This is a genomic window from Paenibacillus sp. FSL P4-0184, assembly GCF_038004625.1.
Lineage (GTDB): Bacteria > Bacillota > Bacilli > Paenibacillales > Paenibacillaceae > Paenibacillus_AQ.
This window is the reverse complement of sequence record NZ_JBBORN010000001.1, coordinates 1,929,337-1,953,110: the sequence shown is the minus strand read 5'-3', so window position 1 is coordinate 1,953,110 and position 23,774 is coordinate 1,929,337. Positions and strand designations below refer to the sequence as shown.

21 protein-coding genes and 1 tRNA gene are annotated in these 23,774 nt (G+C 44.8%); 20 read left to right on the top strand and 2 right to left on the bottom strand.

Annotation, left to right across the window (positions count from 1 at the left end; genetic code table 11):
• Positions 1-89 precede the first annotated feature (89 nt).
• The 11 genes from MKY52_RS08305 to MKY52_RS08255 all read left to right on the top strand — a co-directional run bounded on the left by MKY52_RS08305 (position 90) and on the right by MKY52_RS08255 (position 9,049).
• Entirely contained in the window at positions 90-317 is a 228-nt protein-coding gene (locus MKY52_RS08305; RefSeq protein ID WP_341050921.1) for a DUF1858 domain-containing protein, read from the top strand.
• A 40-nt stretch (positions 318-357) separates the two neighbouring features.
• A complete protein-coding gene (locus MKY52_RS08300; RefSeq protein ID WP_076286818.1) occupies positions 358-1,620 on the top strand; it encodes a DUF438 domain-containing protein in 1,263 nt (420 codons plus the stop codon).
• Positions 1,621-1,829: 209 nt separating this feature from the next.
• On the top strand, positions 1,830-2,780 hold the full coding sequence (locus MKY52_RS08295; protein WP_042184026.1) for an ROK family glucokinase: 951 nt from the start codon (positions 1,830-1,832) through the stop codon (positions 2,778-2,780).
• Between the two features lie 45 nt (positions 2,781-2,825).
• Positions 2,826-3,725 carry an RNase adapter RapZ gene (rapZ, locus tag MKY52_RS08290; protein WP_042123306.1) on the top strand — a complete coding sequence of 300 codons (900 nt, stop codon included), beginning with the start codon at positions 2,826-2,828 and terminating at the stop codon, positions 3,723-3,725.
• 57 nt (positions 3,726-3,782) lie between these two features.
• Entirely contained in the window at positions 3,783-4,730 is a 948-nt protein-coding gene (locus tag MKY52_RS08285) for a gluconeogenesis factor YvcK family protein (RefSeq protein WP_179085868.1), read from the top strand.
• A 144-nt stretch (positions 4,731-4,874) separates the two neighbouring features.
• The gene (gene whiA / locus MKY52_RS08280; RefSeq protein ID WP_042123310.1) at positions 4,875-5,804 is read left to right on the top strand and encodes a DNA-binding protein WhiA; all 930 of its coding nucleotides are present in this window, start codon (positions 4,875-4,877) and stop codon (positions 5,802-5,804) included.
• A 97-nt stretch (positions 5,805-5,901) separates the two neighbouring features.
• Positions 5,902-6,171, top strand: coding sequence for an HPr family phosphocarrier protein (locus tag MKY52_RS08275; protein ID WP_036687106.1), 270 nt, complete (start codon positions 5,902-5,904; stop codon positions 6,169-6,171).
• Positions 6,172-6,318: 147 nt separating this feature from the next.
• A complete protein-coding gene (locus MKY52_RS08270) occupies positions 6,319-7,074 on the top strand; it encodes an SIMPL domain-containing protein (protein WP_042184030.1) in 756 nt (251 codons plus the stop codon).
• A 126-nt stretch (positions 7,075-7,200) separates the two neighbouring features.
• Positions 7,201-7,794, top strand: a complete 594-nt coding sequence (locus MKY52_RS08265) for a stalk domain-containing protein (RefSeq protein WP_341050919.1) — start codon at positions 7,201-7,203, stop codon at positions 7,792-7,794.
• A 6-nt stretch (positions 7,795-7,800) separates the two neighbouring features.
• Complete coding sequence (locus MKY52_RS08260) at positions 7,801-8,301, top strand: DUF3298 and DUF4163 domain-containing protein (protein ID WP_341050918.1); 501 nt, start codon at positions 7,801-7,803, stop codon at positions 8,299-8,301.
• A gap of 109 nt (positions 8,302-8,410) precedes the next feature.
• On the top strand, positions 8,411-9,049 hold the full coding sequence (locus tag MKY52_RS08255) for a GDSL-type esterase/lipase family protein (RefSeq protein ID WP_076299968.1): 639 nt from the start codon (positions 8,411-8,413) through the stop codon (positions 9,047-9,049).
• 95 nt (positions 9,050-9,144) lie between these two features.
• Here MKY52_RS08255 and clpP read toward each other — a convergent pair whose 3' ends face one another.
• Both clpP and MKY52_RS08245 read right to left on the bottom strand, forming a co-directional pair.
• Complete coding sequence (clpP, locus tag MKY52_RS08250) at positions 9,145-9,741, bottom strand: ATP-dependent Clp endopeptidase proteolytic subunit ClpP (protein WP_042123316.1); 597 nt, start codon at positions 9,739-9,741, stop codon at positions 9,145-9,147.
• A 193-nt stretch (positions 9,742-9,934) separates the two neighbouring features.
• A tRNA-Arg gene (locus tag MKY52_RS08245) sits at positions 9,935-10,009 on the bottom strand.
• 335 nt (positions 10,010-10,344) lie between these two features.
• Here MKY52_RS08245 and MKY52_RS08240 point away from each other — a divergent pair.
• The 9 genes from MKY52_RS08240 (at position 10,345) to rnr (ending at position 23,062) form a co-directional block, all read left to right on the top strand.
• On the top strand, positions 10,345-11,397 hold the full coding sequence (locus MKY52_RS08240) for a sugar-binding transcriptional regulator (protein ID WP_042123320.1): 1,053 nt from the start codon (positions 10,345-10,347) through the stop codon (positions 11,395-11,397).
• A 102-nt stretch (positions 11,398-11,499) separates the two neighbouring features.
• The gene (gap, locus tag MKY52_RS08235; RefSeq protein WP_036687120.1) at positions 11,500-12,510 is read left to right on the top strand and encodes a type I glyceraldehyde-3-phosphate dehydrogenase; all 1,011 of its coding nucleotides are present in this window, start codon (positions 11,500-11,502) and stop codon (positions 12,508-12,510) included.
• Positions 12,511-12,626: 116 nt separating this feature from the next.
• Positions 12,627-13,808, top strand: coding sequence for a phosphoglycerate kinase (locus MKY52_RS08230; RefSeq protein ID WP_042184036.1), 1,182 nt, complete (start codon positions 12,627-12,629; stop codon positions 13,806-13,808).
• A gap of 27 nt (positions 13,809-13,835) precedes the next feature.
• Positions 13,836-14,588 (top strand): triose-phosphate isomerase, encoded by a 753-nt coding sequence (gene tpiA, locus MKY52_RS08225; RefSeq protein ID WP_042123325.1) that lies wholly within the window; start codon positions 13,836-13,838, stop codon positions 14,586-14,588.
• A gap of 1 nt (position 14,589) precedes the next feature.
• On the top strand, positions 14,590-16,134 hold the full coding sequence (gene gpmI / locus MKY52_RS08220) for a 2,3-bisphosphoglycerate-independent phosphoglycerate mutase (protein WP_042123328.1): 1,545 nt from the start codon (positions 14,590-14,592) through the stop codon (positions 16,132-16,134).
• A gap of 68 nt (positions 16,135-16,202) precedes the next feature.
• Positions 16,203-17,489 carry a phosphopyruvate hydratase gene (gene eno, locus MKY52_RS08215; RefSeq protein WP_042123330.1) on the top strand — a complete coding sequence of 429 codons (1,287 nt, stop codon included), beginning with the start codon at positions 16,203-16,205 and terminating at the stop codon, positions 17,487-17,489.
• Between the two features lie 101 nt (positions 17,490-17,590).
• Positions 17,591-19,444, top strand: a complete 1,854-nt coding sequence (locus MKY52_RS08210) for a leucine-rich repeat domain-containing protein (RefSeq protein ID WP_341050916.1) — start codon at positions 17,591-17,593, stop codon at positions 19,442-19,444.
• A gap of 155 nt (positions 19,445-19,599) precedes the next feature.
• Complete coding sequence (gene secG / locus MKY52_RS08205) at positions 19,600-19,833, top strand: preprotein translocase subunit SecG (RefSeq protein WP_042123332.1); 234 nt, start codon at positions 19,600-19,602, stop codon at positions 19,831-19,833.
• 346 nt (positions 19,834-20,179) lie between these two features.
• Complete coding sequence (gene rnr / locus MKY52_RS08200; RefSeq protein ID WP_341053372.1) at positions 20,180-23,062, top strand: ribonuclease R; 2,883 nt, start codon at positions 20,180-20,182, stop codon at positions 23,060-23,062.
• Positions 23,063-23,774: the final 712 nt, after the last annotated feature.

The following is a 23,774-nucleotide window of genomic DNA, read 5'->3' as shown; positions in this document are numbered from 1 at the left end:
CTAATTTAGTGATTGCAATCACTATTGCCTTGTAAGGCCTGTGCTAATCTGTTGTTGAGAATAGTTCTCATATAAAGGAGAAGAGTCCAATGGAAAAAATGCTGCGAATGGATGAGTCTATCTTCGAGATGGTATCCCGGCATCCAGAGGTCGTTGAGATTATGGTAGAGCTGGGCTTTAAGGACATTGCTAAGCCAGGTATGCTGCAGACCGCTGGCCGTTTCATGACCTTATCCAAAGGAATGAAGCTGAAGAAAATGGATCTCAACACCGTGAAGTTAGCATTTGAACGACATGGCTTCGAGATTATGAAATAAAGGAATCTATCATCAAAATTTCATTAAGGAGAGATCAATAATGAGTGAACTGATAAATAACCGCGAGGTTGATGTACCGGAGCAAACTCGTCGCCAAGCCATGCTCAAGGAGATTATTAAAGAACTGCATGCAGGCAAAAGCGTTGAAGAGGTTAAGGCACGCTTCGAGGAAGCTGTAGGTGATGTTACTGTTGCGGAAATCTCTGCAATGGAGCATTCGTTAATGACTGAAGAGGGAATTCCGGTATCCGAGGTACAGCGGCTTTGTTCGGTGCATACAGCAATATTCAAAGGCTCTATTGAGCAAATTCACCGCTCCTCAAAGCCTGAAGAACAACCCGGCCACCCAGTCCACACCTTCAAGCTAGAAAACCGTGAGATTGAAAGACTTGTGAACTTTCGTTTAGATTTGCATGCTACCAAATTCCAGAAGAATGACAGTGAGGAGCTGATCTTTAAGCTGCTGGAGGATCTTAGCTTACTGCTGGATCTAGATAAACACTACAGTCGAAAAGAAAATCTGTTGTTCCCTTACCTTGAAAAATACGGCATTTATGGACCAACTAAGGTAATGTGGGGCGTGGATGATCATATCCGTCGTATGATTAAAGAGGCAAAAGCAGCGCTCAGCAGCTACAGCGGAAATGCAGCAGATATTGGTGTTCAACTTACGGAGATCATCAAGGAAGTTAATGAAATGATTTTTAAGGAAGAAAATATTTTATTGCCTATGTCGCTGGATAAATTGACGGAAGACGAATGGGTGAAAATCGCTCGGGAGAGCGATGAGATTGGATTCTGCCTAACGGCGCCGGAGCAGGAGTGGATACCCGAACGTGCCGCAGAGCCGGAAGGTGCAGCATTGCAGGGTGAAGCAGTGGGAGCCGCTCCGCAAGAAGGGTTCATCCGTTTTGAGACAGGGCTGTTGTCATTGCATCAGCTCGAAACAGTACTCAATCATCTGCCAGTAGATCTGACATTCATTGATGAGAATGATGTCGTTCGATATTTTTCACACGGGAAGGAACGTATCTTTGCCCGAACTAAGGCAGTTATCGGCCGCACGGTACAGAACTGTCATCCGCCTCAAAGTGTTCATGTGGTGGAGAAGCTTCTGGAAGACTTTAAGGCAGGCCGTAAGGATGCTGAGGACTTCTGGATCAACATCAAGGATAAATTTATCTATATCCGTTATTTCGCTGTCCGCGACGAGACTGGTCGGTATATGGGTACGCTGGAGTTTACACAGAATATCGCACCTATCCGTGCACTGGAGGGGCAAAAGCGTATTTTGTCAGAATAAATGGGTGATTTAGGTTATTTTCCAGATAATAATATATTCAGAAGACTCTCTTACTTAGTCGTAAGGGGGTCTTTTTAGAATATAATAGAGTATAGTATTAAAATAAGGAATTCCCGGGTGTGTTGTCTTTCCTTGACCACAGAGGGGGCTTCTATTATAGTTGGTACTTAGGATTAACTATTTTAGTATAAAAAAAGGTGGCTTGTTACATGTCTGAGAATATCTACGTTGGCGTGGATTTGGGTGGAACTGCAATTAAGGTTGGAATCTGCAATGCTGAGGGAACGCTACTGCATACTTATGAGGGACCCACAGGAACTGCAGAAGGTGTCGATACTGTTATCGATAATATCGAGAAGTATGTACGCCAAATTGTGGAGGATTCCCCGTACTCTTGGGATCAGCTTGCAGGTGTAGGCGCGGGCGTAGCAGGGTTCACAAATATTCGTGAAGGAATCATTATCCTTGCGCCCAACATAGGATTTAAAGATGTGCCGATTCGCTCCATTTTGGAAGATCGCTGGAACAAGCCTGTCAAAATAGACAATGATGCGAACGTGGCTGCACTGGGTGAAGCCTGGAGTGGTGCAGGACGCGGGATTGAAAATTGTGTCTGCTATACGCTAGGAACAGGTGTTGGTGGCGGAATCATTATCAACGGAAAGATTTATCAAGGTTTTGCAGGTCTAGCAGGTGAGCTTGGCCATATCACTGTAGTGCCGGATTTGGAAGCCATTCAATGTGGTTGCGGTAATATGGGATGTCTGGAAACCGTTTCCTCCGCTACAGGAATTATTCGTATGGCTAACGATGCAGTAGCTCGTGGTGATCGTACTTCCCTCTCAATGGTAGAGAAGATTGCTGCGAAGGAAGTCTTTGATGCGGCTAAGGCTGGCGATGAAGTAGCGATTCGCATAGTAAACCGTGCAGCATACTACCTGGGTAAATCTATGGCTTCTGTTGCAGCCGTGCTTAACCCTGAGGTCTTCATCATTGGTGGTGGTGTGTCTAAGGCTGGAGATATTCTATTTGATGAAGTTCGTCGTGTGTTTGCTAAGCTCGCACCGGCTCCGCTTCAGACTGGTGTTTCGATTATTCCTGCAGAGCTTGGTAATGATGCAGGTATTGTGGGTGCAGCAGGTCTTCTGCTTCGTTCTTAAAAGATAGGGAGTATTCATATACTAATTTAGGGAGGGGACGCTTTAATGACCGAATTGGACAATACTCCAACGGCTGGAGCCACCCTGATCATTATTACCGGAATGTCAGGTGCGGGTAAGACAATTGCTGTGCAGAGTCTGGAAGACCTAGGGTTCTTCTGTGTCGATAATTTGCCGCCGGTGCTGATCCCTAAGTTTGCAGAACTGATTGAGCAGTCGAAGGGTAAGATCGCCAAGGTAGCGCTTGTGATTGACCTGCGCGGTAGGGAATTCTTCACTGCTTTGTCCGAGTCTCTAGCCTATATCAAAGATGAGTCAACCATTGGCTGTGAAATCTTGTTCTTGGATGCTACGGATTCGGTGCTTGTGCAGCGTTACAAGGAAAGCCGGCGTCATCATCCTCTAGCGCCTAAGGGACTTCCGCTTGATGGTATCAAGCTGGAACGTAAAATGCTTGAGGAATTAAAGAATTCAGCTACATTATGTCTGGATACTAGCAGTATGAAACCAGTGCAGCTCAAGGAGAAGATCGTTTCTCGGTTCTCGCATTTAGGAAAAAGTACACTCTCCGTCAACATTACATCGTTCGGATTTAAGTATGGTATTCCTATTGATGCAGACCTCGTCTTCGATGTTCGCTTTTTGCCTAACCCACATTATGTGGATCACCTGCGGCCAAAAACAGGTCAGGACAGCGATGTATATGACTATGTAATGAAGTGGCCTGAAACACAGGTGTTCCTGACCAAACTGCTCGATATGCTTCATTTCTTAATTCCGCAATATCGTAGGGAAGGTAAATCCCAGATTATTATCGGCATTGGCTGTACAGGCGGGAAACACCGTTCAGTAGCCATTTCTGAATATTTGGGCAAAATGCTGGGCGTCAGCGAAACGGAATCCGTAGCCGTTAGTCATCGGGATTCCGAGCGTGATCGGCACTAATGAGAGAAGGGGTCCATAGTGGCTGAAGAACAAAGACAGCGTCCACGTATCGTCGTTATGGGCGGTGGCACGGGGCTATCTGTCATGCTTCGCGGCTTAAAAGAAAAGCCGCTAGATATTACAGCTATAGTTACCGTAGCAGATGATGGAGGAAGCTCGGGTATTTTGCGCAGTGAACTGCAAATGCCGCCTCCTGGGGACATCCGTAACGTATTAACAGCTATGGCTGATGTAGAGCCGCTCATGGCGGATATTATGAGATATCGTTTCAACACGGGCGAAGGCTTGGCGGGTCATAGTCTTGGCAATTTAATTCTTGCTGCGCTTACAGATATATCTGGCGATTTTGTCACAGCTGTTCGTGAGCTTAGCCGATTATTTGCTGTTCGCGGACGGGTATTACCCGCTGCGGGGGATGCCGTAGTATTGCGTGCAGAAATGTCGGACGGCACGATTATCACGGGTGAATCTAAGATACCGGAAGCAGGCGGGATCATTAAACGGGTTTCTTTGGAGCCTGCTGATGTGGAGCCGTTGCCTGAAGCACTTGAAGCGATTCGAAATGCTGATGCAATTCTTTTGGGTCCAGGGAGTCTATATACGAGCATTCTTCCGAACCTACTTGTTCCGAAGCTAGCAGAAGCAGTTGTATCTTCTGATGCAATCAAAATTTTTGTCTGCAATGTAATGACTCAGCCTGGTGAAACGGATAATTATACTGTAAATGACCATCTACAAGCCGTTTATGATCATATTGGAATTCATTTATTTGATTATATTATTGTGAATGACGGTGAAATTCCAGAGCAGGTGCAGTCGAAGTACGCTGAGAAGGGTGCACGTCCGGTACAGCTCGACAAGGATGTACTAGAAGGCAGTGCATATAAAGTTATAGCGGATAAGCTAGTGTTATTCCGAACTTATTTAAGGCATGATACCGATAAGCTTAGTCATCATATCTATCAGCTTGTGCAAGATTGGATAAACAGAAACCCTAGGGTATAACTTAAAATATAAGAAAATATAAGTTTTACACCTATACTTTCTTATATTTCTCGCATAAACGCTTACCGTCCTCAAAAGGACGCCGAAGGCGTTTATGCTTGTATATATGAATGACGTACTTATTTTCAGAAAGAGGTGAGACCCTTGTCTTTTGCGGCCCTTACCAAAAAAGAGCTGACGATGGTGGAGAGTGAGCCCTGTTGTGAGAAGGCGGAAATGTCAGCGCTTATCCGTATGAATGGATCTGTGCAGCTTTCAAGCAAAAAGGTGATTCTCGACATTTCGACGGAGAACGCCGCGATTGCAAGGCGGGTATATTCTTTACTTAAGAAATATTACCAGGTCCATATTGAGCTACTCGTGCGTAAAAAAATGCGTTTGAAGAAAAATAACGTTTATATCGTTAGAATCCCTAGTCGCGTACAGGAAATCTTAAATGATCTCAGAATTGTGTCCGAAGGATTTATTTTTACCGACGGTATTGATAAAGAGATTGTTGGGAATAACTGCTGTAAGCGTGCTTATTTGCGGGGTGCCTTTTTGGCGGGCGGATCCGTTAATAATCCGGAGGGTTCCTCTTACCATTTGGAGATTTCCTCGATGTATGAGGAGCATTGTAAGGCGCTGGTCGATCTGGCTGGTGAATTTCACCTAAACGCACGCTGCATTGAACGTAAAAAAGGGTTCATTCTATACATTAAAGAAGGCGAGAAGATTATCGAATTCTTAAGTCTGATCGGGGCGCATCAAGCGTTGTTCAAATTTGAGGATGTAAGAATTATGCGTGATATGCGTAATTCCGTGAATCGGATCGTGAACTGCGAGACCGCGAATCTCAATAAAACGATAAGTGCCGCGGTGCGGCAGATTGAGAATATCAAACTGCTGCAGCGAGAAGTGGGGCTGGAGAGCCTACCGGATAAACTGCGGGAAGTTGCAGAAATTCGAATGGCACATCCAGATATCAACCTTAAAGAGGTTGGTGAAATGCTGAAAGGTACGGTTAGTAAGTCCGGAGTAAATCATCGTCTTCGTAAGATTGATGAACTGGCGGACAAGGTTCGAGGCGGCTAGTCACTTTTTTTCTAGTGTGGTTTACGTTATAATGATATAATAATATAAAATTAATGTGAAATTTTTGGGGAGAACTCAATTAGGGGGTAAGCGTTTCATGACAAAGCACCCGGTAGTTGTTCGGTTGAAGACAGGGCTACACGCTCGACCGGCAGCATTGTTTGTGCAAGAAGCTAACAAGTTTTCGTCGGAGATTTTCGTGGAAAAAGACGATAAAAAAGTAAACGCCAAAAGTATTATGGGTATTATGAGCCTAGCGATCAGTTCCGGTACGGAGATCTATATCAGCGCGGATGGTGCAGACGCGGATCAAGCTGTAAACGCTTTGACGAGTCTCGTTAGCAAAGAAGAGCTTGAGAACCAATAATCTTTTGAAGTGACTTTTATTGCATGACTAAAAAGCCCCCAGGGGCTTTTTTTTATACCAAAAAATAGATTTAGTTGTGCAACATTTACCAAAAAGACTCGTCTAGAGGATAATAACAAATCACAAAGGATGAAAGGGGCTGGCAATATGAAAGGTTTGGTAAAGAAGATTGGTTCAGTGTTGATTGTAGGGAGTTTGTTAATTGGAGGGATTAGCATGAGTGGTGTCTTCCAAGGCCCTGCAAAGGCTTACGCAGATGAAGTGCAGAAAAATGTCGTTAGTGTAGTAGGTAAAGGTGAATTGTCCATCAAGCCGGATATTGTATACTTGTCCATCGGTGTGGATACTACGGCTACAACTGCGCAAGAAGCGCAAAAAACAAATGCTGCTAAAATCCAAAAGATCACTACCCTACTGAAGGGGACTTGGAAAATCGCAGATAAGGATATTCAAAGTACCCAATTCTATGTGCAACCCAACTACAGTTATAGCGAAAAAGAAGGACAGCAAGTGAAAGGATACAACGCGAATCATACACTGTTAGTGTCCTACAGAGATCTGACCAAGGTTGGTGAATTGCTAGACGCTGCATCTGCGGCGGGGGCAAATAATATCGGAAATGCACGTTTTTCCGTGGAAGACACTTCTGCCTTTGAAGCTCAGGTGATTGAAAAGGCGATGGCGAACGCAGATGTTAAAGCAGGTGCTATTGCTAAGGCAGCTAAACGTAGCTTGGGTCAAGTAATCACGGTCAGCCAAAATGATGGCAATGTCACTCCGGTTTATTTTGAACAAAATCTAAAAATGGAAATGGCTGCAGCAGATGCTGGTGCAAGCACATCCGTTCAACCGGGAGTAGTTAAAGTTACAACACAGCTGAGCGTAATGTATGAATTGAAATAGTAGCAGAACAAGATGATTGCAGAGAGGAGAGGTGATCTTCCACTAGTAATAGTGGGGGGCGCCTCTTTTTTTGTGTAAATTCTCCAAGATTAGGTTTAATAAACTGGAAATTAGTGGAAAAACTAGATGATGAATATTTCAAAAGAAACAGTACGCAAATGGGGCATAGGTTTGATGTCGGCGGGATTATTGCTTGGTGGAGGATTGCTGCCTAGTGATAAGGGTTATGCAGCGTCTGATCAGACGAAGAGCAAGGCAATTGCTGCAAGTATAGTTTTAAAGGCGAACGGGGTAATTTCTCAGCAGACAGGTATTTTGCAGGAAGGGAAGGTCTGGATTCCGATTACCTTTATGCGTGATGTACTGCAATTACCTCTAACTTATGATAAAAAAGAAAATGCATACACGATCGGAAAGGGAACGACTAAGGCCAAGTTGCTGTTATCTAGCTATGGTACTTCAATTTGGGTGAACAATTATTACATTCGAGAGTATGAAGGAAAGCTAATAAACAACCGCCTCTATGTTCCATCCGCTCTGTTAAATGATTATTTGGGCTATAAAGTGGATTGGAGTCGGGGCTCTAGTAGGTTGAATGTGGTGAATAGATCACAGAATGCGTTGATAGTAACCACGGAGATCTATGCTAAGGATCGAAAAGAGGCTTTGATCCAGCTTGATTATCCGAAGTTTAGTGGATTAAGCAATTCCAATGCATAGCAGGCCATGAATGATATTTTAAAAGAAAGTGCCATGAAATTCGCTGCAGGCGCAGAGAAGGATATCTCGAATCGATCCGGGTCAGAGCCTAAGTATACCTATGATAGAGATTATGTGGTGACCTACAATCAGAATGGTGTGATCAGCTTAGTGATGTCACAGTATAGCGATACGGGCGGCGCTCATGGTATGACCAATCGGGAGGCGTTTACCTTTTCGCTCAAGGATGGCAAACGTCTGCTGTTGGGCGACCTGTTCGGAGCTAACCCAAACTACAAAAAAGAGTTGAATGCTAAGTTGAACAAGCTAGTAAAAGCGGAGGAAAGTTATTTGGGAGGGTTCAACGGATTGAATACGGAAAAGTATTTTTATCTGAAGGATGATCAGGTCGTGCTGTTCTTCCAATTGTATGAATACACAGCTTATGCTGCGGGATTCCCGGAATATCCCTTTACTTTCAAAGAACTGTTGCCGGAAGGCGGTAGCCCATTTGCTGCTGTAAAATAAATAGAGAAGTTGTAACCGCTAGTGTCACCACTGGACATCTCCCCCTTACCAGAATCACCTCGAATTCATATGCTAAATGGAGTAACTAGTTTATGAACGGGGGAGAGCTATGAGCTATCAATACACTGCAATTGGCGATTCCTTGACGACTGGATTTGGCGCTCTGCCAGGTAACGGTTTTGTACCGGTGTACCGTAGAATGGCGGAAGGGAGACTGCGTTCTAATGTAGCCTCTACGAATTTGGGCGTGAATGGATTGACTACTTCTGAACTGGAACAGCGGCTACGGGGGAGTGCAATGACTCGCGAAGCCATTCGAGCAGCCGACATCATCACTCTATCCATCGGTGGCAACGATTTAATCCATGCTGCGAAGGCTGCAGCTAGACAACCTGAAAATTTATCTAAAGAGCTGCGAAGATCATTGCAAGAATGCAAACAAAATTTTGCTGCAATTATGAGTATCCTCTTCCAATTGAAGACGGGAACGCGTAGACCTTTTATCATTCGGATTGTGGGACTGTATAATCCTTATCCTCAGGTAGTGGGTGCTACAGAGTGGGTGCGGCAGTTTAACCGCTATGCCTCACAGTACAGTAGCCGAGTATGTGGGTTTGCTTCTATCTATAGTGAGTTTGCAGGAAATGAGAGAGGGCTATTATCGATTGACCACTTACATCCGAATGGCCGAGGCTACCGTGTGATTGCTGAGAAACTCGATGCGCTTGGATATGGCGGTTTGATTTAACTGAGATTCGTATGGAGTGGTGGTCTGAAAAGTAAAGAGGCTGTGCGCTAACCATCAAGTGGATAGGGCACAGCCTCTTTGCGTTGTTTTATAGCTTACACACCGCTAGGCAGTGTTTTCTCGATGACTTTATCAACGATACCGTAAGTTGCCGCGTCTGCAGCAGTCATGAAGTAATCACGATCTGTATCCTTCTCAATACGTTCTAGCGGTTGACCCGTACGTTCTGCAAGAATACGATTCAACTTATCACGCAATTTGAGGATACGGCGGGCACGGATTTCGATATCCGTTGCTTGACCTTGAGCACCACCCAGAGGTTGGTGAATCATGATCTCACTGTTAGGCAGTGCGAAGCGTTTGCCTTTAGCGCCAGCGTTAAGTAGGAATGCTCCCATGGAAGCTGCCATACCTACACAGATGGTGGAAACATCCGGTTTAATGTACTGCATTGTATCAAAAATAGCCATACCTGCAGTAATGGAACCGCCGGGGCTATTCACGTAAAGGTGAATGTCCTTATCCGGATCTTCGGCAGCCAAGAACAGCATTTGTGCGATGATAGAATTGGCTACCACGTCATTAACCTCCGTTCCAAGGAAAATGATGCGGTCCTTCAGCAGGCGGGAATAGATGTCATAAGCGCGCTCACCGCGGTTGCTCTGTTCTACTACCATAGGAATATAACTCACGTGGAAAACCTCCTTGATATTGGTTCTTCAAATGTATTCATTTTTACTCTTGCCGTATTACCCACATGATAAACAAATTCAAACAAAAAGTCAAAGAAAGTCAAACTTATATTCAAAAAAAAGAGCCGACACGCGGCTCTTTGGTTAAGTAGTAGTATAGGCACTACTAAATTATGTACAAAAGTGAAATTAATGGCGCGCCCGCCAAGAATCGAACTTGGATCTCAGGCTTCGGAGGCCTACGTCATATCCATTGGACCACGGGCGCAACAAAAATGATTATAATACAATTTCTGTGCAATTGCAATGAATTAATAATACTGTACACAGGCTCTATCCCTAGTCTTCAAGGTGGACAAGCGGACATTGTGTTTCAATCAGCGAAAGAATCCGGATTGTTAATGACAGGTTTTTTGGAGCTGAACCTCTTTCCCAATCTTATAAATGTATAAGAAGACAAGCGCTTGAGAATTCTACTCTCGGAAGACTTGCACTTCGAGCAATATTTGGTTAGAATATGAGTGGGACTTAAAAAGTTTACCCGGGACATTTTGAGACCATGAACAAGGGAATAGAGGAAGACGAAGTTGCAGGAGTGAAAGTATGCGTAATTTATTAGATATCCAAAAGCAGCTTCTGCCTGATCTCATGGAAACCCTTAAGAGACGGTACACGATTCTTCATCAGATCATGCTGTCCGATATAATTGGGCGCAGAACGCTTGCCGCTTCGCTTGATATGACTGAGCGGGTACTGCGTGCCGAGACGGATCTTCTGAAATCGCAAGGGCTCATTGAGATCGAGAGCGTTGGCATGCGCATTAGCGCTGCTGGACGTAGACTGCTTGATTTGCTAGAGCCGGTCGTTAAGAGCCTGTTTGGTCTGGATGAGCTGGAAGAGAAAATTCGGGCAACGTACGGTCTGGATAAAGTTATTGTGGTGCCGGGTGATTGTGAGTCATCGCCGTTCACCAAACGTGAGCTTGGCCGAGCGGGTGCAAAAGCGCTGCTCAGTGTACTTCGTACAGATGATATAGTTGCTGTCACAGGTGGATCAACGCTTGCCGACATGGCTGATCAACTGACACCGCCGTTATCCCTTTCCTATAAGAACGCTTGGTTTGTTCCGGCGCGTGGTGGATTAGGAGAGAGTATGGAGATTCAAGCCAATACGATTGCCTCAACAATGGCAAAACGGGTAGGAGCGAATTACCGGTTGCTGCATGTACCTGATTTACTTAGTGGGGATGCCTACCAGTCACTAGCACTTGACTCTAATATTGGAGAGATTGTACAAATCATCCGCAGTTCGCGTATTATTGTACATGGGATTGGGGATGCCATTGAAATGACTCGTCGCCGCAAGCTGGATGAGGCAACTGTCTCAGAAATCCAGGGTGAGGGAGCCGTGGCTGAATCCTTTGGGTATTACTTTAACGAAGATGGTCAGGTTGTCCATACGATGCTTACGATGGGACTACGTCTAGAAGATATTGTTCGGACGGAGACAGTCATCGGTATTGCTGGAGGTAAACCAAAGGCCAAAGCCATTCATGCCATGCTGCGTTTCGGGCAGGAGAATATACTCGTCACCGACGAGGCTGCTGCTGTGGAAATCGGCAAGGAAATTGATAATCAGTTACAGATATCCTCGTAACTCACTAGAACATATATCTTGTATCATACTTAACATTGTTGTCATGACAGGCTTCACGGTCTGTTTTGAATAAATAAAACGAATTCTAGGAGGAACTATTCAATGAGTGTAAAAGTTGGAATTAACGGATTTGGACGTATTGGACGCCTTGCTTTCCGCCGTATTCAAAATGTAGAAGGTATCGAAGTGGTAGCAATCAACGACTTGACTGACGCTAAGATGCTTGCTCATTTGCTTAAATATGATACAACTCAAGGTAAATTCCAAGGTGATGTTGAAGTGCATGATGGCTTCTTCAAAGTCAATGGCAAAGAAGTTAAGGTTCTTGCTAACCGCAACCCTGAAGAATTGCCATGGGGCGACCTAGGCGTTGATATCGTACTTGAGTGCACAGGTTTCTTCACAACTAAAGAAGCAGCTGAAAAACACTTGAAAGGTGGAGCTAAGAAAGTAGTTATCTCCGCTCCAGCTACTGGCGACATGAAAACTGTCGTTTACAACGTTAACGATGACATTCTTGATGGTACTGAGACTGTTATTTCCGGCGCATCTTGCACAACGAACTGCCTAGCTCCAATGGCAAAAGTATTGAACGACAAGTTCGGTATCGTTGAAGGCTTGATGACTACAATTCACGCTTACACTGGTGACCAAAACACTTTGGATGCTCCACACGCTAAAGGTGACTTCAGACGCGCTCGTGCAGCAGCTGAGAACATCATTCCTAACACTACTGGTGCTGCTAAAGCAATCGGTCTTGTTATTCCAGAACTTAAAGGTAAATTGGATGGTGCGGCTCAACGTGTTCCAGTTGCAACTGGTTCCCTGACTGAGCTTGTAACTGTTCTTGATAAGAGCGTTACTGTTGAAGAAATCAACGCAGCAATGAAAGCAGCTTCCGATCCAGACACTTATGGTTACACTGAAGATGAAATCGTATCTTCCGATATCAAAGGTATGACTTTCGGATCCCTGTTCGATGCTACACAAACTAAAGTATTGACTGTTGGCGACAAACAACTCGTTAAGACTGTTGCTTGGTATGACAATGAAATGTCCTACACTGCACAATTGGTTCGTACTTTGGAGAAATTCGCTAAAATCGCTAAGTAATTGACTTGATATAAGTAACATCTATAGAGCGGAAACAGAAGTTCCTTGTTTCCGCTCTTTCTAAATGTATTTCTTGTTTCCTGCTAGAAACAACTTTGGGTGTGGAGGAATTAATCATGAACAAAAAGAGCGTCCGTGATGTAGAAGTAAAGGGCAAACGCGTATTTGTACGCGTGGATTTCAACGTACCTGTAGAAGACGGTAAGATTACTGATGATACTCGTATTCGCGAAACCCTTCCAACCATTAAATATTTGATTGAGAACGGTGCAAAGATCATTCTTGCGAGTCACATGGGTCGTCCTAAAGGTCAATTCGTAGATTCCATGCGTTTGACTACTGCTGCTGAACGTCTGTCCGAGCTTCTCGGCAAACCAGTAGCTAAAGCTGACGAAGCTGTTGGCGAAGCTGTCAAAGCAAAAATTGCTGAGCTAGGCGAAGGCGACGTACTTGTACTTGAGAATGTTCGTTTCTACCCAGGTGAAGAAAAGAACGATCCTGAATTGGCTAAACAATTCGCTGAACTGGCTGATTTGTTCGTCAATGATGCGTTTGGCGCGGCTCACCGTGCACATGCATCGACAGAAGGTATCGCTCATTTCCTACCAGCTGTATCCGGTCTTTTGATGGAGAAAGAATTGACCGTTCTTGGTAAAGCTCTTACTAACCCAGAACGTCCTTTCACTGCGATCATCGGCGGTTCGAAAGTTAAAGACAAGATTGATGTTATTGATAACTTGTTGTCTTTGGCTGATAACGTCCTGATCGGCGGTGGATTGTCTTATACATTCACTAAAGCACAAGGCTTTGAAATCGGTAAGTCACTTGTAGACAACGACAAACTTGACGTTGCTCTTGGATTCATCGAAAAAGCTAAAGCACTTGGCAAAAACTTCATGCTTCCTGTTGATGTTGTTGTTGCTGATAAATTCGGTGCTGATGCTAACACTAAGATCGTTAATTACAATGAAATCCCAGAAGGTTGGGAAGGACTTGATATCGGACCTAAGACTCGTGAACTTTATGCCGATATTATCAAGAACTCCAAGCTGGTTGTCTGGAATGGACCTATGGGCGTATTCGAAATCGATAAATTCGCTGAAGGTACACTTGCAGTAGCGAAAGCTTGTGCAACAACTGAAGGTTACACTGTTATTGGCGGCGGAGATTCCGCAGCAGCAGCAGAAAAATTCCACCTGGCTGACCAAATGGATCACATCTCCACTGGTGGCGGTGCATCCCTTGAGTTCATGGAAGGCAAGGCGCTTCCTGGCGTAGAAGCACTGAACGACAAGTAAGACGTATAGAAGGAGGCAATTAAATTCATGAGAACACCAATTATTGCGGGTAACTGGAAGATGTTCAAAACAGTTCCTGAAGCAGAAAGCTTTATTGCTGACATCAAAGGCAAAGCAGAAGTAGAAGGCGTTGAGACTGTTATCTGCGCCCCATTTACTAACCTGCCTGCACTTGTAGCAGCTGCAAAAGGTACAGACATCAAGATTGGCGCACAGAACCTGCACTTTGAAGATAACGGTGCTTACACAGGAGAAATCAGTGGTGTAATGCTTAGCGATCTTGGCGTAGACTATGTAATCATTGGTCACTCAGAGCGTCGTGCTTATTTTGGCGAAACAGATGAAATCGTGAATAAGAAAATGCATGCTGCATTCCGTCACGGTATCACTCCAATCGTATGTGTTGGCGAAAAGCTCGAAGAGCGTGAAGCTGATCAAACTAAAGCAGTATGTAAAGTACAAACTGAAGCTGCATTCCAAGGACTTAGTGCCGAGCAAGCAGCAAAAGTTGTCATTGCATACGAACCTATCTGGGCTATTGGCACAGGTAAATCTTCCACTTCCCAAGATGCTAACGAAGTTATTGCTTACATCCGCAGTCTTGTAAAAGATTTGTATGATGTTGCAACAGCTGAAGCTGTTCGTATTCAATACGGCGGCAGCGTGAAGCCTGAGAATGTAACTGAGTACATGGGCCAAAGCGACATCGATGGTGCGCTTGTTGGCGGTGCCAGCTTGCAGCCTGCTTCCTTCGTTCAATTGGTTGAGGGGGCGAAGTAAGATGTCAGCTCCAAGACCTGTAGCTTTGATCATCATGGATGGTTTCGGTTTGCGTGGAACATCTGAAGGTAACGCCGTTGCTCAAGCTAACAAACCTAACTATGACCGTTACTTGAAACAATATCCTAATACTACCCTTACTGCTTGTGGTGAAGCTGTTGGTCTTCCAGAAGGCCAAATGGGCAACTCTGAAGTAGGGCACTTAAATATTGGTGCAGGACGGATTGTGTACCAGGATTTGACTCGTATCGATAAATCGATCCGTGAGGGCGAATTCTTCGATAATGAAACACTGGTAGCCGCAGTTAGAAATGCTAAGAACACAGGTAAAAAGCTTCATCTTTACGCGCTTGTATCCGACGGAGGGGTACATAGCCATATTAATCACCTGTTTGCTATGCTTGACCTGGCTAAGAAAGAAGATATGCACGAAGTGTACATCCATGCTTTCATGGATGGCCGGGACGTACCTCCAGATAGTGGTAAGAAGTTTGTTCAAGATCTGGTTGCTAAGATTGAAGAAGTTGGAGTAGGTACAATTGCAACGGTATCCGGGCGTTATTACGCAATGGACCGTGACAAACGTTGGGATCGTGTAGAAAAAGCCTATCGTGCTATGGTTTATGGCGAAGGACCGAAATACACAGATGCTCTGCAAGCTATCACTGCATCTTATTCAAATTCCGTGTTCGACGAATTCGTTGAACCTAGCGTGATTGTAGACAGTGAAGGCAAACCGGTAACGGCAGTAGAGAGCGGCGATTCCGTCGTGTTCCTCAACTTCCGCCCTGACCGTGCTATTCAGTTGTCACAAGTGTTCACGAATCAAGATTTCCGCGGTTTCGACCGGGGTCCTTTGTTCCCGCAAGACTTGCACTTCGTATGCCTGACTACTTTCAGTGAAACGGTACAAGGTTATGTAGCCTATTCACCGAAGAACCTGGATAACACATTGGGTGAAGTACTTGTGCAACACAACAAGAAGCAACTGCGCATCGCGGAAACTGAGAAGTATCCGCACGTAACGTTCTTCTTCAGTGGTGGACGTGATGAGGAACTTCCAGGAGAAACTCGTATCTTGATCAACTCTCCTAAAGTGGCAACCTATGATCTTCAACCTGAGATGAGTGCTTACGAAGTGGCTGCAGCCTGCGTAGCAGAAATCGAAGCGGAAAGACAGGATGCTATTATTCTTAACTTTGCAAACCCTGATATGGTTGGACACTCCGGTATGTTGGAGCCAACAATCAAGGCTGTAGAGGTAACTGATGAGTGTGTAGGTAAAGTAGTGGACGCAGTAGTTGCCAAGGGTGGCGTTGCGATCATTATCGCCGATCACGGTAATGCAGACATGGTATTTGATGAGAACGGTCGTCCGTTCACAGCTCATACTACTAACCCGGTTCCGTTCATCCTTACGGATGAAAATGTTGTATTGCGCGATCGCGGTATCCTTGCTGATGTAGCACCAACCATTCTGGATCTGATGGGAATTCCGCAACCTGCGGAAATGACTGGTCAATCCATGATCGCTAGTCGCAAATAAGGAAACAATACCTAAGATTAAGCTTCAACAATCAAAACCAAAACATTGTTTAAAGGAGATTAACTAAAATGACTATTATTTCTGATGTTTATGCTCGCGAAGTCCTTGACTCCCGTGGTAACCCTACTGTAGAGGTTGACGTTTATCTTGAATCCGGTGCTAAAGGCCGCGCTATCGTTCCTTCCGGCGCTTCCACTGGCGCTCATGAAGCTGTAGAGCTTCGTGATGGTGACAAATCCCGTTACATGGGTAAAGGCGTTCTGAAAGCTGTTGAGAACGTAAATGAAATCATCGCTCCAGAAGTTATCGGTATGGACGCTCTTGACCAAGTGGGCATCGACAAATTGATGATCACTTTGGACGGAACTCATAACAAAGGTAAATTGGGCGCTAACGCAATCCTAGCTGTATCCATGGCCGTAGCTCGCGCAGCTGCAGCAGCATTGGATATTCCTTTGTACGTATACCTGGGCGGATTCAACGCTAAAACTCTTCCAGTACCAATGATGAACATCATCAATGGTGGTGAGCATGCGGACAACAACATCGACGTTCAAGAGTTCATGGTTCTTCCTGTAGGAGCTCCAAGCTTTAAAGAAGCTCTTCGTACAGGTGCTGAAATCTTCCACAACTTGAAATCCGTACTTCAATCCAAAGGCCTGAACACAGCTGTTGGTGACGAAGGTGGTTTCGCACCAAACCTTGGTTCGAATGAAGAAGCAATCACTACAATCATCGAAGCGATCGAAAAAGCTGGTTACAAACCAGGTGTTGACGTATTCTTGGGTATGGACGTTGCTTCCACTGAGTTCTACAAAGACGGTAAATACACCCTTGCTGGCGAAGGTAAATCTTACACTTCCGCTGAGTACGTTGACCTTCTTGCTTCATGGGTTGAAAAATATCCTATCATCACAATCGAAGACGGTATGTCCGAAGACGACTGGGATGGTTGGAAATTGCTTACTGAAAAATTGGGAGACAAAGTTCAATTGGTTGGTGACGACTTGTTCGTTACAAACACTGAGCGTCTTGCAACAGGTATCGAAAAAGGTATCGGTAACTCCATCTTGGTTAAAGTTAACCAAATTGGTACATTGACTGAAACTTTCGATGCTATCGAAATGGCTAAACGTGCTGGTTACACAGCAGTTATCTCTCACCGTTCCGGTGAATCCGAAGATAGCACAATCGCTGACATCGCTGTTGCGACTAACGCTGGTCAAATCAAAACAGGTGCTCCTTCCCGTACAGACCGTGTTGCTAAATACAACCAATTGCTTCGCATCGAAGACGAGTTGGGTGAATTGGCTCAATACAACGGCCTGAAATCTTTCTACAACCTTAAAAGATAATTCACGTCTCTAAAAAGCCTATAAAGGGCCTGCCGCTTTCGGCAGGCCCTTTTTTCTTCTTTTGGCTACTGGTTTCTCAATAAATGATAGGAGCGCTTTTGATGAAAAAGTATATTCGTTGTTCACGTGTCTTCGTGTTATTAATGAGTATTGTATTAATTCACCTATTAATTCCTCAGCCGGTTGAGGCATCTGAGATTAGGGTCGAGGATCCTAACCTTGAACAGGAGATTCGTAGAGATATCAATAAAGCATCCGGCCCCATTACACAAGAGGACATGGAAAAGCTAACATTCCTAGTGGCGCAGGATAAGAAAATAAAATCATTAAAAGGCTTAGAATATGCAACTAATATGACATCGTTATCTTTGAAATTTAATGAGATTCAAGATATTCAGCCATTATCCCAATTGACGAAGCTGGAAAATCTTTATTTGGACGACAACCGTATTATAGATATTAAGCCAATTGCCTCGCTGATACAGTTAGATACGTTGTATATGGATAAAAACTTAATTTCTGACCTGACCCCCTTACAGCATCTGAGCCAATTAACATCTCTTGCGATTAACGAGAATAAAATCTCTTCAATTGATGCGTTGAAAAACCTAAAGAAACTAAACTATCTAGGTATTTCTGATAATAAGGTAGAGAATCTGGATGCCATTTCTGAAATGGATTCACTAACCTCAATCGTCTTTTACAATAATCCAGTAAAGGTTATCTCACCTTTAGTTGGACTTCAGAACCTAGAGTCTCTGAATATGTCCAATAATGAAATTAACTTCAATGAGGAAGCAAATAAGATTGCGCTTCAGACACTCAAAAATAAGGGTGTGAAGTTTTATGGTGAAACGATGGATCAGAGGGTAACAGCAGTAGTTTCCACAGAACCAGCACCACAAGTAGTGGAGACACCGACCAAATATACCTTCCCTATTGCTTTTAACCGAGCGACCAAAGATGGAATTAATTATATTGCAACAAATAATAAGGGTACAATCATGACTACATCGTGGAATTACTTAAACATTACATATGATTACGGAAAGACCTGGGTATCCAGAAGTCTCCCGAGAAATGCCAATTATTATTTTCAATATCATAACAATTTATTTTACCTATCCGTCAGCGATTATAAAGGAACGGAATCCTATTATTCAAAGGACGGTAAAGAATGGACTTCTTTTTTTCTTTACGCACCGAACGGAAGTAAACTTTCTATCCTTCAGATTCAATCAGTCCACGGGAAGCAAGTTTTACTTGCCACAAATGAGTATTTAAAAAGTACTTATATTTTCACTTCAATGAACGGAATATCTTGGGATTATGAAAGTACAATTGCAACTAAGGGTGCAAAATTAATATGGAATGGTAAACAGTATACAGCTCTAGGTGGAGGTTATCTGTATTACGGCAAGCCGAGCACAAAAAATCAGTTTTTGGTGAAACAGAAGGATGGGGTTTCCGGTGAACTGATTATATTTACCTCAACTGACCTGAAGAAATGGACGCAACATTCAGGGGCCGTAAAGAAGTTGAACTATACTTGGTCAAATGCGGACGGTCCTTATAAAGGGTATGGCGTTTATGAGGAACAGCCTGTTATAAATGGCCAGATTCTACTATATGATGATTATTCGCATGTGCTAACATCAATAGATGGCATTAACTTTAAGATCAAAAATACCAATAATTCGTTGCAGACCAATGATTGGCGCTCACCTATTTATGAGAAAAACAAACAATATTATGTATTTATGCATTATTGGGTTTCTTCAGGGGTTGTGAATACGAAAGTATTGACATCTAAGGATAAAATCAACTGGAAGACAACAAAAATAAAAGCTCTAAACAATATGTATGTTTTCCAATCTGGAACGAAGTTCCTTGGATATTCCGATGAGGGAGTCGCTATTTCGGATGACGGTATAAATTGGAAAAAAATCAAATAGAATAGAAGCAAGAGATTACAAGAATCTAGGGAAGATATACAACGGAGGCGGTTGTATTCCATTGAACGCTATGATAAAATAAGAATACTGTTTATGTATCGTGATAACCTCAATTACCATAGATAGTGATGCTTAGGCGTAGGAGGTGGAAGTGAATGGATATCTTTTTGAAAGTTGTGCTCCTGATTTTTTCCGTCGGTCTTATTGCGGTCGTTCTTCTGCAAAAGGGGAAAAGCGCGGGTCTTTCCGGTGCCATCTCCGGTGGTGCTGAGCATCTCTTTGGTAAAACAAAAGCTCGTGGTATGGAACTCGTACTACAACGTGTAACAGTTGGACTTGCTGCAGGATTCTTCATTATGGCGATTCTAGCTGCTGTTTTCATTGACTAAAGTACCTACAGTAAGCCCTCGCTCTGTTCTGAATGGAATGGAGCGAAGGCTTTTTTGTTATAATAAAAAGGGGATAAAGCACCTGCAGGTGCTTTTCTTTGCATAGCAGAAAGAATAAGATTCGATACGGTAAAGCCTTAATAAATAAACTTTCTCCTTCGGTGTGAATGAAATTTCGTACTGCGTTTACCTTTGGATGACAGTAACAGGGATGCGCAGGATTGATTTCGTGTATACTAGGGTATGAAGTAGGTAAAGGTAAATTTTACTTGGCATTACTACAGAGCAGGACAAGACATACATATTTGCCAGCGGCTTGGAGCCGCGGAGGGCTGGGGTGACGAACATGATAACACAAGAAATATTACTCGATTTCATGCGGGAAACTGCATATAAACCAATGACTTATGAAGAGCTGGTGAGCCATTTTGCTCTAGAAGATAGCACAGGGTTTAAAAAGTTCGAGGAACTACTAATTGAATTAGAGCAGGACGGAAGAATTGTATTAACTCGTAATGCACGTTATGGCGTGCCGGAACGAATGGATTTACTGCGAGGCCGGTTACAGGCTCATGCGAAAGGCTTCGCTTTTCTTATCCCGGATGATCGTGATCATCCTGACGTATATATCCATGCGAATGATCTTAAGGGAGCTATGAATGGTGACATCGTCCTTATCCGTATTACCTCTAAAAGTCCGTCCGGCGGACGTATGGAAGGCGAAGTTGAGCGCATTGTAAAACGGGGAGTATTGCAGACGGTTGGCGTATTTCAAAATCTGGAGACCTATGGCTTTGTGCTGCCTGATGATAAACGGATTAATCGCGATATTTTTATTCCGAAGCAATCCTTCATGGGGGCGGTAGACGGTCAAAAGGTCGTTGTACGTATCGTGAATTATCCAGAAGGCCGATCAGCGGCAGAGGGTGAAATTATTGAGATCCTCGGACATAAGGATGATCCAGGAGTCGATATTCTATCTATTATCCGTAAGCATCAGCTGCCAGAGGCCTTTCCGGCTGAAGTGATGAACGAAGCGGACAACGCTCCGGATTCAATCACAGAAGAGGAAATTGCTGAGCAGGGACGTCGCGATTTGCGCGGACTAAACATTGTCACGATTGATGGTGAGGATGCTAAGGACCTGGATGATGCGGTTAATGTTCAGCGACTGGAGAACGGACATTACAAGCTAGGCGTGCATATTGCGGATGTAGGTTATTACGTACGTGAGAGCTCTGAGCTCGATAAAGAAGCCTATGATCGGGGCTGTAGTGTGTACTTGGTGGATCGGGTGATTCCGATGCTGCCTCACCGTTTGTCTAACGGGATTTGTAGTTTGAATCCACAGGTAGACCGCTTAACGATGTCCTGCGAGATGGAATTTAACGAACACATGAAGGTCGTGAAGCACGATGTCTTTACAAGTGTGATTCGCACCAAAGAAAGAATGACTTATTCCAATGTTCGCAAAATTTTGGAGGATGAAGATCCAGAATTGCTGGAGCGCTATAGTCCATTAATTGATGATTTCCGTCTCATGAAAGAATTGGCGATGAAGCTGCGTGATGCGCGGATGCGGCGGGGCGCGGTTGATTTTGACTTTGAAGAGAGCAAAATCATCGTAGATGAGAACGGCAAGGCTGTAGATATCGTGAAGCGTGAGCGTTCTGTAGCTGAGCAGATTATTGAGGAATTTATGCTCGCGGCGAATGAAACAGTCGCGGAGCATTTTCACTGGTTGAAGGTTCCGTTCCTTTACCGGATTCACGAAGATCCAGATCCAGAGAAGCTACAGAATTTTATGGCTTTTGCGGCTAATTTCGGATATCACGTGAAGGGACGTGGCAATTCAGTTCATCCACGTGCTTTGCAGGATCTGTTGGAGCAAATCCAAGGGACTAAAGAACAGACTGTTATTAGCACAATGATGTTGCGTTCCATGAAGCAGGCGAAATATGATGCGGAGAGCACAGGCCATTTCGGACTGGCTGCGGAATACTATTCCCACTTCACTTCGCCGATTCGTCGTTACCCCGATCTGGTCATTCACCGTGTAATGCGTGAAGTGATTGAGAATGGAGGGGCGCTGAGCCAGAAACGACATGATTATTTGGCCGGCCGGATGCCTGACATTGCTCAGCAGTCCTCGGAACGTGAGCGTGTAGCGGTAGAAGCAGAACGCGATACAGAGCAGCTGAAGAAAGCTGAATACATGCAGGATAAAGTAGGCGAGGAATTCGAGGCAATGGTCAGCAGTGTGACCAGCTTCGGAATGTTCATCGAGCTGGACAATACTGTCGAAGGCCTTATTCGTCTCAGCGCTATGAGCGACGATTATTATCACTTCGACGAGGCCCATATGGCGCTCATCGGTGAGCGCACATCACGGGTGTTCCGTATTGGCGACGAGGTGAAAATTCGAGTCGCCAAGGTAAACATGGATGACCACACGATCGATTTCGAGTTGGTCGACATGAAACCACGCGCGCCAGGTGAGCATCGCGGCGGTGGTTTTGGAGGCGGCCGCGGTGGCAAAGGCGGCCGTCCAGGTAGCGGCGGCTTCAAGGCGCCAGCCGGGGGTAAAGGCGGCGCGGGCAGCAAGGGCCGCAGCGGTAAAGGCAAGCCCGGCGCTGCTGTAGGCGCGGGCAAGGGCAAGCCGGGCGCTGGTGTGCGCGCCGGCGAAGGGCCGCGCGAAGCGACCGGTGTTGGCGCACCGGGCGGACGCGGAAAGCGGAAGCGCGGGCGTGATGCCGGCGAGGATGCGAGCCGGGTAGTTGCGGCGCCGGGCGGAAGCACCGGCGCAGAGCGCAAGGGCGAAGCCGGCGGTAACGCAGGCGCGCCACGTGAGCGCAGCGGCGGGCGAGGCCGCGGCGGTGACAACGGCGGTGCCGGTGGTGGACGCGGCATCAGCTTCGGCTTTGGCTCCGGCAAAGGCGGATACGGCGCTCCTGCGTCTGACTCTTCCAGCGGCGAAGTCCGCGGCCTGGACGGCAGCACGAAGTTCCGTAGCCGAGAGGACCGCGGCGGTAACTTTGGCGGTGGAGAAGGCCGTAGCGGCGCTCCAACAGGTAAAGGTCGCCGGAAAAAGAAGAACAAAAGCGGTGTATTCATCGGTCAATCTGTGACACCGGGCAACGTTCAGACGTCGGAACAAGCCGCTTCTAAACGTAGTGACACTACAGGCAGCGCTCCAGACGGTGCTCCTCGTAAGAGAAAGAAGAAATAAATAACGTTATTGGGCTACGTTTCGTAGCTCTATGACGAAAGATTAAGCACCGCTCCCTTTGATTGGGGGCGGTGCTTTTTTAATTCTTTTTCGCTGCTCAAGTGTGAAATTCTCATTTATGACCGAGACTATTGGTTGCCACAAGTTTGTTGAGTAATAATCAGAAGAAGCTAGGTTACAGCATCATTTTGTAACTATGACACTTGGGTTGGAGCAAAGTAACCCGTGCTATCACGATGCTTATTTTTTAATTGCATAATGTGCAGTTAAATTCCTGCGTTTCAGTGGAGATTGAGGTTAATTGCACTTTGTACATCTAAATCTGATCAGTATCTTCAAAACAGCATGATTTCGAGTTATTAACTGTAGAAAGTACAACTAAATAACCATCGAGCATCTAAATATATTAAATAGATGTATAAGGTGCATTTATGTAGCTTTAGGGTAGCGTCGGAGGGAGAGAGTGAATAGAAAAGGGTATGAGTTAACTGAGATGTGTGAATATAGAAACATAAACACCTTTTTATAAATAAATGTAATTAAAGTTAACTATTGGGTAAACTTACTGACAACTAGTTGTCAAAATGGCTGGGAAAGGATTACCTGATCCTTCCTTGCGCACAATCGATTCCATTTGTTACAATATAGATCAGACGTTCGATGACTATGTCGTTTAAGATTAGAGTGACATGGTTACTTTAACTTATGAATA